General features: G+C 57.4%; 12 protein-coding genes and 1 tRNA gene. All 13 read right to left on the reverse strand.

Going from position 1 to position 16978, the window contains the following annotated elements; all coding sequences use genetic code 11:
- Positions 1-232: 232 nt before the first annotated feature.
- The 13 genes from JNN07_07340 to JNN07_07400 all read right to left on the reverse strand — a co-directional run bounded on the left by JNN07_07340 (position 233) and on the right by JNN07_07400 (position 16801).
- The gene (locus tag JNN07_07340) at positions 233-1204 is read right to left on the reverse strand and encodes a hypothetical protein (GenBank protein MBL9167541.1); all 972 of its coding nucleotides are present in this window, start codon (positions 1202-1204) and stop codon (positions 233-235) included.
- Between the two features lie 10 nt (positions 1205-1214).
- Entirely contained in the window at positions 1215-2654 is a 1440-nt protein-coding gene (locus JNN07_07345; protein ID MBL9167542.1) for an MBOAT family protein, read from the reverse strand.
- Between the two features lie 66 nt (positions 2655-2720).
- Positions 2721-3521 (reverse strand): polysaccharide deacetylase family protein, encoded by an 801-nt coding sequence (locus JNN07_07350; protein MBL9167543.1) that lies wholly within the window; start codon positions 3519-3521, stop codon positions 2721-2723.
- Positions 3522-3537: 16 nt separating this feature from the next.
- Positions 3538-4458: a hypothetical protein gene (locus tag JNN07_07355; GenBank protein ID MBL9167544.1), complete on the reverse strand. Its 921-nt coding sequence runs from the start codon at positions 4456-4458 to the stop codon at positions 3538-3540.
- 23 nt (positions 4459-4481) lie between these two features.
- Positions 4482-5879: an O-antigen ligase family protein gene (locus JNN07_07360; protein ID MBL9167545.1), complete on the reverse strand. Its 1398-nt coding sequence runs from the start codon at positions 5877-5879 to the stop codon at positions 4482-4484.
- Between the two features lie 106 nt (positions 5880-5985).
- Positions 5986-6888 (reverse strand): glycosyltransferase, encoded by a 903-nt coding sequence (locus JNN07_07365; protein MBL9167546.1) that lies wholly within the window; start codon positions 6886-6888, stop codon positions 5986-5988.
- Positions 6885-8720: a hypothetical protein gene (locus JNN07_07370; protein MBL9167547.1), complete on the reverse strand. Its 1836-nt coding sequence runs from the start codon at positions 8718-8720 to the stop codon at positions 6885-6887. The genes JNN07_07365 and JNN07_07370 overlap by 4 nt, the downstream gene beginning before the upstream one ends.
- Before the next feature lie 82 nt (positions 8721-8802).
- Positions 8803-8875, reverse strand: a tRNA-Leu gene (locus JNN07_07375).
- A gap of 80 nt (positions 8876-8955) precedes the next feature.
- Complete coding sequence (locus JNN07_07380; protein MBL9167548.1) at positions 8956-9843, reverse strand: hypothetical protein; 888 nt, start codon at positions 9841-9843, stop codon at positions 8956-8958.
- 15 nt (positions 9844-9858) lie between these two features.
- Positions 9859-10809: a glycosyltransferase family 2 protein gene (locus tag JNN07_07385; GenBank protein MBL9167549.1), complete on the reverse strand. Its 951-nt coding sequence runs from the start codon at positions 10807-10809 to the stop codon at positions 9859-9861.
- A gap of 8 nt (positions 10810-10817) precedes the next feature.
- On the reverse strand, positions 10818-12032 hold the full coding sequence (locus JNN07_07390) for a hypothetical protein (protein MBL9167550.1): 1215 nt from the start codon (positions 12030-12032) through the stop codon (positions 10818-10820).
- A 56-nt stretch (positions 12033-12088) separates the two neighbouring features.
- Positions 12089-14197, reverse strand: coding sequence for a glycosyltransferase (locus JNN07_07395; protein MBL9167551.1), 2109 nt, complete (start codon positions 14195-14197; stop codon positions 12089-12091).
- Positions 14198-14419: 222 nt separating this feature from the next.
- Positions 14420-16801: a hypothetical protein gene (locus tag JNN07_07400; protein MBL9167552.1), complete on the reverse strand. Its 2382-nt coding sequence runs from the start codon at positions 16799-16801 to the stop codon at positions 14420-14422.
- Between the last annotated feature and the right edge of the window lie 177 nt (positions 16802-16978).

Raw genomic sequence — 16978 nt, forward strand, 5'->3', positions numbered from 1 at the left:
CAAAGATGAGAACTTATCCGACACATGGCAGCCTTAAAGCAGCTTCAATACCATAACAGAACCCAAACCCGGTGACCATCCACCCGGCAACAGAACACCTCAATGCCAGATGTCAAGTGAACGGAGCGAACCGGAAGATGATGCCGGAGTAGACGCGGTTACGTTCGAACCAGACGGGTTTTGCCTCGCACGCTCCGGTCTCCAACAGTCACTGCAGAAATAGCAGCCATGCTCAGGGAACCGAACTAACGGGCTTATTTAGTGAAATAGTATTGTTGAGGCGTTTTGCCAGTTCAAGGGAAAACAGCCTCGAGCCTTGACGGTTAAGATGCTGGGAGTTGTAAAAGTGTTCCCGCTTCGCACAAACCTCCGATTCGCTGAAATCCATGAATGTGGCGTGCCCTTTCTCTGCCACCTGCCTGAACATGCCCATGAGTTCCTGCCGGTTGCTGGTGAGCCGCTGCATCTCGAGATACTCCGGAGAGTAGCACAACACCAAAGGTATTCCTCGGCTATGACAAAGCCGGATCAGGGACTCCACCTGCTCCACCCCCTTGGGGTCAATTTGGATTTTGAAGCCGTCACGATGCTGCTCCTTGAATCGCTCAAAATCACCAGTCCACTGAGTATCCCTCGGGTTGTAGCCTCGGAAATGATCCTCTCTCGGATGAATGCCAAACCAGGCGGCAAAACCCCTGAGCCAGGTAAACCGCATGTCCTCGACGACATACCCGTAGATCGGCAGATACTTCCACCTCCAAGCCTGCGGATGAATTTTCAGCAGAGCCCCATAGAGGGACTCGTCGTGCAAATAGGGCATGTACTGAGCCGGATCATACACCTCGTCGGTCGGAATAAAGGTGTGCGGATCCAGGTTCTGGATAACCAGCTCCGGCTTGTCGTTCTGGCGCAGATACGCCTCTAGAACCGCAACTTGCATATCGATGTGCGATCCATTGCGTCCCAGGTTATAAGCCGTGCGCCCGGTCTGCTGCTGGATCAAGACCGGATCGTAGTGAACCAAGGCCCGCGAGGATCCATTGATGACAATCTGCGCATTCACCTTTCCAGACATGGCGGCGTTGAAGGCGCCCTTGTCCGAGGTTTTGATCCGACGCAATCCCGAGTCGATGGCAGCATCCAAACCAAAGGCCACGACCGCACACAACAGGAAAAACGCGGCTATTCTTGAAAATCCGTGCATGAGTTCAGAGTTAGAACTGGAAATAGATAAACTCAGCCTTCCGATAGACCCCAAAGAAAACCACCGAATAAAAGAAAGTCAAATAGCACGCCCACCGGGGAACCAATGGCAGCCGGACCCAAAGACGATCAAACCAAACCGCCCCACGCAGCAACTGGCCGATCTCCAGAAGCAGAATGCTCAGGATGGCCACCGGCAACTGTCGCAGCAGAAAGTGCTCGGTAGCCACTGCACCCAAATCCCAATTCACGGCCAAATGAGTCAGAATGTAGTGAGCGTCAGACATCGACTTCGCCCTGAAGAGCACCCAAGCAATACAAGTCAGGAAGAACGTGGTCAGCAACATGATTACCTTTCGAGCGAGCGTATCCCGGCCCAATCCAACTCCACCGAACAAACGGTCCCTGAGCGGTAGAGTCAGCGCGCCGCAGACTAGGTAAAGCCCGTTTAAGAAACCCCAAAACACATAGGTCCAGTTGGCTCCATGCCACAAGCCGCTTATCCCAAACGTGATCAAAACATTCCTCGCCCAGCGAACCCGATCCACCCGACTCCCCCCCAAGGGCACATAGACGTAGTCCTTAAACCAAGTCGAAAGGGATATGTGCCAACGTTTCCAGAACTCGCCCACCGACAGCGACCAATACGGTGTGTTAAAGTTTTCCATCAGGTTAAAGCCCAGCACCCGGGCAGTGCCCAAGGCGATGTCGGAGTAACCGGAGAAGTCACAGTAGATCTGATAGGCGAAGAAGACGGTCGCCAGGGTCAGTTGCAAGCCGGTGCACTGTTGGGGCGCCCCATAGACATCGTTGACGTAAATCGCCAACCGGTCAGCAACCACCAGTTTCTTAAAGAAGCCCCACGCCATCCTCCTCAGCCCGATGCATGCATCCGTCGCGTTGAAATCCTTCAGCTCGCTAAACTGATGCAACAGATTCTGCGGCCGCTCAATGGGACCCGCTACGAGCTGAGGAAAAAACATCACGAACGTCGAATACTTGATGAAGTCCGGTTCGGCCTTCTGACGCCCGTAGTAAACCTCCACCACATAGCTCAAACTCTGGAACGTGTGGAATGAGAGGCCGATGGGCAGGAGAATGTTCGAAGCGCCAAGGGAGACTTTCCAGCCAAACAGGCCGGCCAGGCCAACGAAATTTCCCATGAAGAAATCAAAATACTTGAAGACGAACAGCACGGCGCAAGTCGCCACGAGGCTGAATACCAAGAGCGAGCGCCGCCTTGGCCCCTGGCTGGCCTCGATCTTCAGGCCGCAGACATAATCGATCAGGATCGTGACAAACAGGATCAGGATATACTGCGGAACAAAGAACATGTAGAAGACGCAGCTCGCCACCAGAAGCATGGGAAGCCGCATCGACTTGGGCCCCATAAAGAACAGGGCGCAGACGATCGGAAAAAACAGCGCAAACTCAAGTGAATTGAACAGCATGACTCGCTAAGCAGATATCGAAAGACTTGGCCCGGGACTCAAGCAGGGAAACATGGACAATTTTAATTACCGCGAAACTGATGCGGGCTCTGAATGCCTGGCATTCGGCACCAATCCCAGGTGCTCCAACGCGGCCCCCACCGGCAGGACCCGCGCTCCCGAGTCCCCCACCGCAGCGACTACTTCTCGAAAAAACCCGGTTGTAACCCCGTAACGCGTGGGGGACGCTTCCACATCATGGGTGGAAAAAATAAGCCAGCCCTGGCAACGCACCGTCTGCTCGATCGCCTGCCTGACCGCACCCATGTTCTCACCAACCTGCTCCAGGAAGAAGGAACGGAGATGATTCAAATCGAGTCGGCCCTGATTGCAAGCCTGCCCGCCTCCGCGACAGCCGGCAAAACGCGCGCCGGACCGCCGCTTCACGCCGGGGTTGGGACAGCTGATCGGATAGGACAGCGTCGGGAACACAGCACCAGGAAACCGACTGGTCAGGAAGCGCTGGTTTTGCTCGATCCCCGCCTCGAACTCCGCAGCAGGCGTGTCCCAAGAGTGAAGATGCCCAAAGGTATGGCATCCCAGTTCGTGGCGCTGCGCCAACAGAACCGGCAAATCGTCCAGGTCAAAGATCCTGCCTGTCGGAGCGATCGTCCCGGCCAGTCCGAACGAGGTGTAGTAGGTGCCCTGCCAGCCGCGATCGCTGAGCATCGAGCCGGCTGCCAGCAAGGCGGACTTCGGAAAGTCATCGAAGCTGAAGGAAATAATGGGAGTCTCCGTCCTCAGGAACGCGTCCCGCCGGGCAAAGTGTTCGGCTCGCTCCCGCCGCAGCCGATCACGTATCCGCAACCATAAATGCATTCCAGCCATGATGGGTATGCCTGGGTTAGCTGGCCGATTCCGGATAGGAGTTGATCCACTCTCCCTCCCGCTTCGGTCCGGTCTGGAGGCTTGCACGATAGTTGCGGCGACGTGTCGCGTTCTCCCAATAGCGCGCGAGGCGAGTCCTAAGGAAACCCTCCGACTTGCGCCAGGAGGAGCCCATCAAATGCGCGCCATAGTCACCAAACCGGTGCCAGGTTTTAGGCTCGCAAACGTTGGTGGGGAACAGCACCGTGACCGAGCTTCGCAGGCCAGGGTTCTCCGCCAAAGTCCGGGTCACCAAACCGGGACCGGTCGTGTTCGTGACGATGAACTGGCCCCGAAATGGCGATGGGATATTCTGATACATCTGCAGGGCCCAAGCAGGATCCTCGACGGAGCGCACACAATTCTTGATCACCGCCAGGAGGAACGGATGCCCCGCCTCGGCGCCGAAAGCATAGTTCCCCACCTCCCAATCGAACCCGCATCCCTCCCTCAGATGACGACTCAAGGTCAACTCCTCAAACGGGAAGACGCAGGCCTGGTCGCACAATGTCGCCAAACTCCGCGCCAGATAAACATCCAGATCCAGATAAAAGCCGCCCAGGCGGTAGATGGCCAGATACCGAAAAAAATCGAAGCGTTGGATCGGAAAAGGGAACCGACCAAACACGTCTCGATACTCCGGGAACTCCCGCTCCATGAAGTCGGAGATGCGGGCGTCGTCGAACAGACAATAGTCGAAGTCGGGATGAAGCAGCCGAGCATTGACCGCAGCCGCGCGGCACGCCAAGGGAAGCTCAGGCTTGGCCTGGGCGGGGGACTTCCCGCTCGGAGACCCCCAAATATGAATAATTCGTTTGGGGATACGCGGGCTGCGAGCGCCGGTCCCGGAAGGCTCGGTCGCCGGTTTGTCAGGATTGACTGTGCTTGTTAGGCTCATGTTGTGCTTCGCCGGATCACTCTTCAGGCGTTCCGCAGATCACCAAAAGCCGACCCATCCTCAGGTCGGGCCGCCTCTTGCGATCCTCCGTCCTCAGCCTGCTCCGATCCCAACAGATGGTTCCATAGGAGGGACCCGACGGTGACCGCGATCAAAACGAAACTAAACCAGAGCGGTCCGCGCCGGGCAAACGTGGACTCGGAAAAATTATACAGGACGGTAACCAGGAAGAACGCAAACTGCAGCCGGGCAAAATGATGCCTTTGCTGGAGATTTCGATAGATCCCCACCGCCAACACCAGCAGGACCAGGAGCAAAAGCCCCAGGGCGATGAAACCGCCGTCCAGATAAATCTCGAGATAGCCGTTGTGGGCGGTCTTGAGCTCCGCCTCGTAGTCTCCAATCTCAACCACGCCCGTTTTGTCCCAATAGGCCAGATAGCCCGAGCCGAGCAGCGGGTTCACGGGATGTTCCCTTACCACTCTCCAGATTTCGGTGCGTCCGGTGAAGGTCGAGTCCCGACCGATCATCGCCAGGAGGGTGTTCGAGATCTTAAAGAGCTTGTCCAAGCCGAGGAACGTAGGCCCCCCCAACAAGCAGAGCCAAAAAATGGTGGTCGGACTGGTTCGGAGCAAGGGGAGACGATGGCTCACCAGGATCACCGTGCCAGCCACCAGACAGATCATGGCCGTTTTCGAGTCCGAGATCTGCAGACAGTACAACCCCATCAGAATAACAAGAGAGGGATAGAAAAAGTTTTTCCGCTTCGCCTTTCGCTCCGGATCGTCCCAGGACTGCACCATATCCCAGATGAGAATCAGGGAGAAGATCAGCACAATCTCCCCCAGCGAATTCTTCTGTTCGGTCACTCCGCAGTACATCACTCCACCCTGATTGGTGTAGGCCCGGCCAAACTCGGGAACATACTTGATGAAGAGCACCGACAGAGGAATGAGCACATAAGCACAGCGGATATACACCGCCTTCAATGCCTCCATGGGGTTCTTCTCCGTCAGGATCAGCAGCATCACAAAGATCCCGCCGATTTCCTTGAACCAGCGCTTGAAGGTCACAAAAGGATAGCCAGACCAGAGTAGGGTCAGCAGCAGCCAGGCATAAAAGAGGAAGAGGGCGGTGTTGTTGCGAGAAAAATCCCCGAAGGGAAATTGCCGGCGTGCCAAAATCACCATCGAAATCAGAATCTGCACCAAGTAGAAGGTTCGATCAAAGGCGTTGCCCTCCAGGGATCCCCCGCTGGAGGTGAATCCGAACCAGAACGAGAGGGGTCGCGAACCCAGGACCATCAGCCAGATGACGGGTATCCAGATAGCCGGGCTCAGTTCCCGGCGCTGTTGATGGTCCTTGCGCCAAAGCCAGGCGATGAACAGCAACGAGAGAAGGATGGCGAGTGAACGGGGCATTTCTCAGAGGGGATGGAACCAGAACATCAGGGGCGTCACAACGCCTCCCGAAACGGGTTCGAACGCACGAGTCTGGACCGACTGAAGTAAGCGTCTCATCTGGATCCTACATTTCACGCTGCTTGACGGGGTTAAGGCCGACGACCCCCAGGAGTCGTCCAAGATGGTCCATCAGCTTGACCAGATACTTCATAAACAGGTGATGACCCGCCACCAGCAAAAATGGCAGCGAGAGGGTATAAAGTGGGGCGGCTACCATCGACTTCAGGATTCCCTTGATCCGACCTTTGGGATGGCGGAGGGAATTCCTCCCACGCAGGAGCGCACGCTCAATCATGAATCGACGACGCCAGCGGTTCGGCGGAACCGTCTCGTAGGCGACCGCCTCGTCGCACCACACAAACCGCGCCCCAGCCGCCATCGCTCGGCGAAAAAAGTCCTGATCCTCACCACCGTTATTGAATTGAGCCAGAAACGGTTCGGTCATCCGGCTCAGGATTCCCCTCCGAAAGAGAACGTTGCCGGTGCGGCATTCCTGCCAGCCCATCTCAAAGCCGGTCTCATGACGTGGGCGGTCGTAGAAACCGCCCCGACGGATCCAGGCCGGCGGTTCCTCGTCAAAATGCGGAAGAACCGGGCCCAGAACGCCATCCACCTGCAAGCGCTCGCAGGTGCTCATCAGCAGATGGGCCCATTCCCTCACTGCAAACTCGTCGTCATCGATGAACGCAATGAACTCACCCGGGGCATTGGCGATGGCGCAGTTGCGCACCAATGCGATATTCTTTCGCGGCTCGACACAGTAGATGAGCGTGAAGGGGGCTTTGCCCTTGAACGCCTCGACGGTGGAACGTCCCGACTCCGCCGCATCGTTGTCAGCCACCACCACCGAAAGTTCGATGCCATCGGCGTTTGTCTGCGCAGCCAACGATTCCAGGAGCCTGAGCAGCAGCTTAGGCCGCTGATAAGTGCAAATGCAGACACTGAGCGTCACAGGTGCAGTGCTCATGGGTTCCAGGACTTCTCGATGAGCTGGCGAAAAGTCAGCTCGGTGCTCAGCAGGCGGTGGATCTCGCTCGTTCGATTGGCCCGGCCAGAGACATGGTCGTTCACCATCCGTTCTACCATTTTGCCATCCCAGAGCCCGCGATTGAGAGTTCTCCGGTCGAGGAGAACCTCCTTAAGGTAGTTACCCAGCCGATCGCGATACCAAACGCGGAAGTGATAAAACTTGTGTCGACCAAGGAACAACTTCTCCAGATGCAACGGCTGAAGCACACGATCAACCTTCGCCAGCCACTGCGGCATGCCGTAGTCGTAGGCATATTCCGCCCGCACGGTGAACTCCTGATAGCCATTGCGCAACTTCGTGAGCACCGGGGTGGGATGCCAGGACACCCCCCGATCGGTATCGATGCGGGTAAGCGAGGGCGAAGCGTCCTGGATGAGCCGGAGCGAGGGTCCTAAGCTCCGGCGCAACTCCTCGGGCGCTCGGTAAACGCTGGAGACCAGCTCCTTCTCCAAAAATGGGGTCCGCATCACCAGCTGGGACTCCTCTACTGCCAGGCGCGAATAGTGGTGCCAGGGCACCTGCTTGAAGAGAATGAACGAGAGCGGATGCCCGCTGGCCAAGGCTCGGTAAGTCTGCCCCGCTTCGCCGATTTGACGGACAAACTCCGCGTCAAAATGCTCGCCCGCCTCTCGGGAGGGTCGGAAAGCCACATTGTGACGAATCACCTCCGAGCCATAATTTCCTGTCACTCTCACCGGCGCGATCTGGCGCGCGGCCCGGTTGACGTAGAGCTCAACCGCCCCCGTGACATCCATGGTGCCATCGGTCAGATACACCGTCCGAGGAGCCAGTTGCGGGAACTGGCTCAAAAAATCCTCGGCCACGGGGATCAGCTGGTAAGGCTGCTGGCAGAGACGCGCGACCTCGCGCGCGAGGCGGACGTCGGCGCACTCGCGGTAAGCGCCAGCAAACGTGTAACAATCGACAGAATTGGGCGCCAAATGCGCGCCAGCCATGAACATGCGGCTATCGAGCCCACCGGTCAGGGACACGCCCACTTTCTGCGAACCAGACAGACATCGTGGAAGCACCTGTTCAAAACTGGACTTGAGCCCCTGGTAGTAGGTCTCCGCAGTCCCCGCGCCCTGCCCCTCCCACACACTCGGGGAAAAATAGGTCGTCCGCCTGGTTTCGCCCGACCTCGACAGGAACCACAGGGACGCACCCGGAAGGAGCGATATCCCCTGAAACAAGGAGCGATTCTCGAGAACACACCCGCAACTCACCACCTCGGCGAGGCCGCGGGTATCCAAACGTCGCACCTCGGGCAGGACCGCCAGCAGCGCCTTGGCCTCGGAGGCAAAATAAATGCCGTCCGCGTTCTCATGGAGGTAGATCCGACTCAACCCATACCGATCATTGAAAAGCACCGCCGATCCCGCACGCTGATCGATGACCAGACCACTGAACCAGCCCGGAATGTCGTGAACAAAGGATTCACCTTTCTCTTCATACCAGTGCACCAGCGCCGACGGATCAGGGGATATCCCGGCATGCCCGCGAGATCGGAGCTCCTGCAACACCTGGGGATCGAGTGGAAGGTCCCCGCGAAAGATCAGCCCAATGTCCCGAGTTTCGTTCCAATAAGGCTGGGATGCGGCGCCGGATTCGGCGTGCATGGACCAAGCCACCCAGAGACCGAGTTCGGGAAAGGATCGGTGTCCCGAAAGATAGTGGGCCTCGTGCTGCAAAGGAGCCAGCATTCGGCTCAATCGTTGATCGAGATCCGCAGCTCGCTGCTTGGCTATGAATCCAGCAAATCCAGGCATGGGTTTGAGTGAGCTGGAGGCAGTTCAGCTAGCCGACGACGACAGACGCGCGAAGAGAGGCCGAGGTGGCGGCGATGGGAAATGGAGCAGGGAGGGATTGAACTTCCATATTCGCGGCTTGCGCCGAGACGCTCTGCCAATTGAGCTACTGCCCCATCAAAATCGATCTCTATAAGGTGACGGCCGCTTATGCTGCGCAGGTCACCACCATGTGCCGTTCGGAGCGGCAACATTTTCACCGTCCAGCTGCCGTCTGTTGCTTGTAGCGAATGCCGTACCACTTTGCCCGCCAGGCAGTCATCGTGTCCAACATCTTCTCCGGAAGGTAGTCGGTGAGCTGATGATGCAGCTTGCCCTTCAACAGCAGCTCGCCCTTCCAGCTCAACGGAACAAAATACCGCGGAACCTCGACGCATTCGAACTTGTGGTTGATCTTGAACTCGCCAATCCCCCGTCGACTCCACATGCCGTAGTGCAGATTCGGCACCTGCTTCTGGGCACAAATCTCCACCGCCTTGGCGATCAGCGCATTCGTCGGAGCTTTGTCCCGATGCGCCATCAAGGAGAGAATCTGCATCAAATTCGCCACCTGGTTGCCGTGCACCAGCTTGATGAATCCGATCAGCTTGCCTTCAAAAAAGGCCCCGATGAACTCGCTCCTCTCCAGGTAGCTGGCATGGTCGCGCTTCAAGACCTCCAGGGTCTTGCCGTAGTGCTTGAACGGCTTGCCCTGGCGAAGCGGAGACTCATCGTAAAGGACCTTGATCCCCGCCACCAGCTCGTCGTTGAACTCGACCGTTCGAATCTCAACACCGGTCTTTGCGGCCTTGCGAACCATGTTCCGGGTTTTGTCCTTGAGGCTCTTCCACCAAGCCTCGTAGGTGGTGATCGGCATCACCGCGATCCGATCCGGCTCCACATGATACTGAAATCGCGGGGTGCGGTCCGCGACGCTCTGAAGAAAGGTAAACAGATCCGCACGGCCGCCCGCCTCACGAAGCTTCTGAAAAAATGCCGGGGGATCCTGGATCGTGTCGTAATACTCCGCACGCAACCGGCCGCGTCTGAGAAGCTTTCCGGCGATCACCACTTCCTGATTGTCGATCGTCAAATTTGAACTCATAGGAATCTGCGCTGCCTAAGTCTGCGATGCTCGCGCTGCCACCTTCTCCGGCGTAGGCTCAGCCGGGCGAGCAAAGGGGAATAGCCTTCCGAAAACCTTCCGCAGGCGAACCATCTGCTCGCCGCGGTGGAACGCGATCAGTTCTTGAGAAACTGGCCGTTTCATACGGGTGATCATGGCCCAGAGGAAGCCGCTCAGAAAATAGAGACCACCGATCAGATAGGGCCGGTCCTTCATCTGAAAGCAACCCCGCAGCAGCTCCCAAAGCGGATGCCCGCCTACATAGTAGGCCTTCTGACCATAGCGAAAACGCACCATCAAGGGGTTGTCGTTGCCCGTCCCCAACTGACGATGATGCGAGCAACTCTTCTCAACATAGGTGCGGGTCTGCCAGCCTCGCATGCGGGCCGTGGTCACCGCTATCCAATCGATGGCCCCTCCCTTGATGGGTATGTATCCGCCCACCTGCTCGAAGCACTTCCGGCGAAAAAGCTGACAGGCTCCGGAGACATGCTCCAGGTTGGCAAACTGATGGCCGTAGCTGTGGTTGTTGCCGGTGTCGGACTCCACGAAAGGCGTGCCCGTGACGCCGAGCTTCGGGTTGTCCACAAACTTGGAAGTCAGGAACTCCAGGTAATCAGGTTCGAAGGTGATGTCCGCATCGAGATTCCCAATCACATCGAACTCAAGGGACTTGAGCCTCTCGTACCCGGCATTGAAACAATTGGCCTTCGCCGCAAAAGTGCGGTCCCGGCGGTCGGGCATGCGGACGAGCTCGATCCATGAATGCTGCGCCGCATACCGTTGCACAATCTCGTCGGTCCGATCCGTAGATCCATCGCTGACGATCACCCACTTCTTCGGCAGCAGGGTCTGGGCGGCTACGGACCGGATCGTGTTCTCGATCAACGCCTCCTCGTTCCGGGCCGGAGTCACCAAAACATAACTGAGTCGTGAAGTGTTCATGGGAAGGTTCAGCAGGAGAGATGGCCGCTAGGGCGATCCACATGTGCCACTAGATTCATCCGCGTGCCGTTGCAGGGCATTTTGCACAGAAGATGAGCCAGCGCCTTGAACATCGTGGCCTGCCCCCAATGGAAGTACGGGGTCCGCGCAATCATCATCGGATACTGGCGATAGTAGAAATAGCCGGTCGGATCTTGCATCGTGGTGATGGTCCAACGGGCCACTTTCTGCGCCATCTCCAGCGCATCCGGATCGAGCTCAGAGAACAAGGCAAACGTGTCGATGGCCTGGGAAGCGCACTGAATATCCACCGGGAAAGTGTGGTTGTGATAGTACCTCGGCCGGCCGGTGTCTTCAAAAAACACGTCCTTGAAGTACTGATACCCCTTCATCAAGTGCGGCTTGAAGGTTGTGTCCCCCGTCGCGTCGATGTAGCGCTTGATGTTGTCGAGATTGTACGCGGTGTGGAAATTATCGATCCAATGGAACGATGGGTGCTCACCATACCACCAGGACCCGTCCTCACGCTGACGGCTGCAGGAGTAGAGCACCGCCTGACGAGCCAAATCGATGTATTCATCCTTCTTGGCGTGCTTCCATGTCCGGGCGAGCATGCCGGCTCCGAGCAAGCTGGAATTGTGGATGGAGCTTTGTTCGTATCCGACGTAGCTCAAGCAGGTGCCGGTCGCGGTCCGTTCCCGAGGAATGCTCTGAATCCAAGTGCAGATTCCCTTCGCCACCTCGAGCCAGCGCTCGTTCTGAGTTTGCTCGAAGGCTTCGAGAAACCCCTGCCCGATCAGACTGCTCCACACGATGGTAGGCTCGCCCTTCGGAATGCTGCCTCCCCGCGCGGAAAACTTGAAGTGGTTGCCCCAACTGTGTCCGGGGTAAGTGGTGGTGTGATTTTTATCGAGCCAGTCCAGACACGCCTCACCCTTCAACCGGTCCTCATCCCGTCGGAATTTCTGAAAGAGCAGCATATGCCCGAAGGCCATAAAGCCGCGTCCCTTGGTCGAATCCAAGGGCTTCACCCCCAGTACTGGCCGAAGATTGATGGGAAACTTCCAGATGATCTGCTGAAGAACGCGCTCGGCAAACAGATTGCCGAAGGTGAGCGGCGCAAGGAAGGATGTCTGCCCATCCCCGGGATCATAACCCTTGTAGTTGCGCTCTTCCACCCACTTCTGAACAGCAGTCAAGCTGGATTGAAAAGGTTCATTCATAAACTCAAGCCAAACATTACCACGATCTTTTGTGCACGGTATGACCGTGACCCCGACTACTTGTTCTTCCCGTCGATCAAACCATCCACCAAGGCGAGGTATTCCGTTTTCTTGCGACCCCAGCCGTTCTCAGCCACATAGCGATACCCATTGGATGCAAGTTGCTTCCTCAGGCCGGGACTGGAGGCGACCTCTAGCATCGCGTTCGCCAGATCCTCCACATTTTCGCTTTCGAAGAACCTCACTTCTTTCTCTGTGAAATAGAAGCTATCAATTTTAGTTCTCGAAACCACTACCGGCAAGCCTTGCGACATAAACTCCATGATCTTGGTGCTGTAGGCCTCATTGCCAAACGAGTTGGCCCGCTTGGGAACCACCCCGAGATCCGCCTCCGCCAGCAGCTCGGGAATCCGCTCCGTCGGCACCGGTGGATTTATCTTCACCTGGTCCGACAGATGCAACTCCTTGACCAACTGCTCCAACGCCTCGCGCTGATCGCCCTTCCCGTAAACATGGAATTCTGCATTCGGCACCCGCTTGACGAAGAGGCTGAAGGCACGAATCGCCAGATCCAAACCCTGGTGCCACTGAAAGCCGCCCGGAAAGATAACGATGTAACGGTCGTCAAAGCGACGCCGGATACGCGGAGCAAACACACCCAAATCGATGTAGTTGATGTACGTGGAACAGTGTTCCGGCTTCACCGACCGCTTGGTGATCTTGTCGTACCAAAGGTGGTTGGAAATGATAACGTGGTGGGAGAGCCCCGCACAGACCTTCTCCACGAGCAGGAGCGTCTTCTTGAGCAGGCTGTCAGGTCCGGTCTTAAATTTGCTCTCGAAGAACTCTGGGACGATGTCGTGAATATCGAGAATGACCTTGGCGCCGGTGAGCCGGGGAAACAGCGCGCAGAACACCAGGAAATCAGGAACATTGTGAACATGGATGGCATCAAACCCATGGCGGAAATGCCTTCCGGTTAGAACCGCGCCCGCACGCAGGCTGAACAGTAGAATCCTCCTCAGGTAGTCCCACTTCCCGCGCTCGTTGTGGAGCCGCGTCTGCAAATGGGAGACGTGCACTCCCTCATGAAAACCATCTTTCTCCCCATCGCTGCCGTCGCCTAGAGAAAGCACTTCAACCTGATCCCCCCGATCAGCCAAAGCCGTCGCATAGCGCTTGATCCGATTGTCCGACTCGTAGTGGCTGTAGGCCACCATGCAGACATGCCGGCCGACCCGCTGGGGTCTCATCGGTCGCTGCGGCTTGCAATAGCGTGAGAGATCCTTGGCCAAACCGTGCCAGTATTCACCGGCATAGCGGTCCTGAATGTACCTCAGCAAGTCGCGATAATGGCTCGCCGGAAACTCACCGGCCGGGGCATCTCCGCTGCCAAAGAAGACGTAGTCCGGGTGCACGTTGAGCAGGACCATCCCACCTTGCTTGGCCACCCAGTCCACCTTTTGCTTCCAAACATCGATCGTCTTCTCCTTAAGCACCGTAAAGAGCGTAAAATCCTGAACCAAGGTATAAGGCATCTCCATGTAGCCCCCTCCGGTCCGAGGGTTCGGCACCCAGAAGGGAAAGATGGTGTTCATGCCGTCGGGCTGTGGCTCGAAGGGATCCGTGTCGAAGGTGCTGGCGTCGTACTCGATCTCCAGATCGTGGATCCAATCCAGATTGTGGTGCATGAAAGGCGACCGAAAACCGACCGCCTTCCAATCCTTCAGATACTCATTGATCCGCAACGCCCGGCTGCGAAAAATCTCACGAGAGCCATACAGCTTGCCATCGTGCTTGAGCCCGTGAACCCCCACTTCAAATCCGTGCGCCACCACCCGCTCCCGAAGCTCCTTCGGCGTGGTGTAGGCTTCGGGAACGAAGTTGAAGGAAGATTTGTAACCGAGGTCCTGCTCCAATCGCATCAACTGCTCGACCCTGGATACCCCCAAGGGGCCCTCCACATCATGAGTGAGCACGACAGCGAAACGCTTTTGATCAGGCCACCCAGCCCAATTCTCGGGTGGCAGAAAGGAGGAGGCGCTAACCGGCCAGACCTGCTGGTGTGTCGACCGTTTAATGGAGGCGCGCAGCTGACGTGCCGAGATGCGCAACCACCAAGGCAACACCGGCTTCAGCCAATAGTATGCAGTTCGGGCGAACATGGTTTGATGGGCTAACGCGTCGGCAACTAACTTCGTCTACTGAGCGGGCGGCCGGCGTTCAGCCGCCGGCAAAGGTACAGGCTGCCGCCCTTGGTGTCAGCCCTGGCACATCGGCTGACTTGGCACTGGCGGCGTCACCGGTTTCCAACGGCCATGCCTGTGAAAACAACAAAGAGACATTGGCCAACAGTCAGTCAGGCATCCGCAACAGCGGGCTTCCGGTTACGGAAGCTCCTGGCTCAGGCTTTCCGGGACATACTGACGCGTCCGATTCAAAACGGCTCCCACGTGGGTTCCGGTATCGGACAAAATTTGCGCGGACTGGCGAAGCACTGCGGCATTGGTTCGCTCCGACTCAGCGACCACCAAAACCATGTCCATGAAGCGCGCCACTCGCGGTGCAATGCTGGTCTGGCTCATGGGAGGCAGATCAAACAGAATATAGTCGTAACTGCTCAGCTTCAGCTTGGGCAGCAACCCCAGAAAACGCTTGTGCAGAATCTTCGGAAGATTGCCGGTCACATCCTGCTCGGAGACGACAAACAGGTTGTCCTGAACCTGGGCCTCGTTCCGCCGGCTGCCCTCCAGCACATCCACCAGACCTAGCTGAGGCTTGCCACGGAAGAACTGCTGAACCGCACCGCCGTCCTCTTTCATATCGACGACCAGGACATTCCCGTCGCCGCTGTTCGAGAGCGACGCCGCCAAGCCGGCGACCACCGTTGTGACCCCCGCCTCGGCATGACACCCGGTAATCCCGAGCAGCTTGGGCTTATGGGTCAGCTGGTGAGCATCGAAGAACGCGACCAAGCGGTCTCTGAGAGTCTCGAACAAGGGCTGAAGCTCGGCCGACTCGGTAACCGTAGGCAGCACCACCGGCATCACCTCACCTGCGGCAGCCGGCGAATCTGATGGGGCCTTGACAGCGGTAGGCTCACCTCCGGCAGGCAGTAGCTTGCGCGCCTTGGGAGACGCGAGTTCGGCGTTCTCGGGGATGGAAATGAACAACGGAACCCCAGCCTTCTTCTCCACTTCGGAGGGACGACGAATGCTCTGATCCAGGAACAGATCCAGAATAAAGGCCAGCAGCAGAGCAAAAGCAAACGGAATAACCAACGCGGCCGCGCTGAGCTTCAACCGTTGTCCGGAGTCTTTCGCCGCCGTGGCTGGCGCCTGGACGAGACTCAGGTTCATCACCTTGCCCGGCCCCAGCGCCTCATCCACCGCCGCCTGATCCAGATTCTGTTGATAATAGCGGTACTTCGCTTCCTGCAGATCCTTGGTCCGCTTCAGGTCGCCTATTTTAATGTCCGCATCGACCAGTTCCGAGGCTTCGCGCTTGGACTGAGTCAGATAGTCACGCAGGGTGGCGATCTTCGCCTGCAAAGTCCCGATCCGGGAGGTTTCTCGTTGGATGGCCTCGGCGGGATTCAAGGCAATCTCAGCGCTGGTGCGGGCATACCCGCCGCTGGAGCTCGAACTGGCCGGCGTGATGCTCATCTGGAATTGGATGTTCGGAAAGGCCTTCCGCAACTCCTGAACCTGGCGATCGGACTCCACGATTAGGTTTCGCACCCGCTTCACCGCCGGATGGGCTTCGGTGTACTGCTTCAGCAAATCTTTCTCATGCTTCCTCACCAACTCCAGCTCCGACGTCAAGGCTCGGTAGGCATCCAATCTGTCCTGGGGAATCACAGCGAAGGCGGCGGCAACATTGGTAGGACCGAGCGGCGCAGAACCCGGATTGAGGTTTGCGGCGGAACCTTCCGCCGACGGCGCGGAGTTGGAAATCGACTGCGACGCGGCCGCAACGCCTTGCGTGGGCGTCAGGAATGCCAGCGAGACTTTGGCTTCGGCCAACTCGGTCTCAGCTGAGAGCAACTGCTCCGAGAGCTTGCTGATCCGATCCTGCAATGTCCGCTTGCTGTCCTCCACCGAGAGAATTCCCTGGTTGGTCTGGATCTGCACCAGCGCACTCTCCGTCTGAGTCAGAGACATCCGTAGCGCTTCTCGCTGGCGCTTGAGCACATCATCAAGCACTCCCGATTGGCGGTGGATCTCCACGTGCTTTTCCTGATAGGCCGCGACGAATTTCGTCAAAATGGGCTGAACAATCTCGGGATCCGGATGAGTGAATGAGACCAGGATGATGTTGCTGCGCTTCGGGTTGATAGCAACCATCCCTTCCTTCAGGACGGCGGCCGCAGCCACCTTGTTCGTGCCGCCTCCAACCTTGGCCAGAATTCTCTCCGGCCCAAATTCCTGAGCCACTTGCAAAGCGAGGTCGAAGCTGTTGAAGATCTCCACCTCAGAACTCATGACGTTCTCACCATAGCGGTCCGGGGAGACCACCGTCGCATCCGAGCCGGTCGGTGAAATGGAGCGCTTCTCCATCACAAACCGCACCAGAATTTTGGCTTCGGAGGTGTACACCGGTTTGATCACGAGAAAGGCACACGTCGAAGCCACAATCCCGAGCAGCGCAAATCCCAGGATAAGCTTCCAGCGGCGGAACAGCGTGAAATAGATGTCGGTGAGACCAAAACCTTGCGGCTGGTCCGTCACATTTTTGAGGGCTTTTCCGCCCGCCTGATGTAAGGCCATGTGTTTACGAGAAACGTTACGATTTACCGTCACCAAAAGCTGCTCACTCAAGATTCGCCGGGGGCTAGCAAACGATCCGCCTCACCCCGGCACCGTGAGAAACCACCGCCCGCCTGCCACCCCTGGAGATCCGTCCTGGGCGCAAGAGATGCTCCGACCACAATCTAGTAGCTTATC

Source organism: Verrucomicrobiales bacterium, from assembly GCA_016793885.1.
In the GTDB taxonomy this organism is placed as follows: domain Bacteria; phylum Verrucomicrobiota; class Verrucomicrobiia; order Limisphaerales; family UBA11320; genus UBA11320.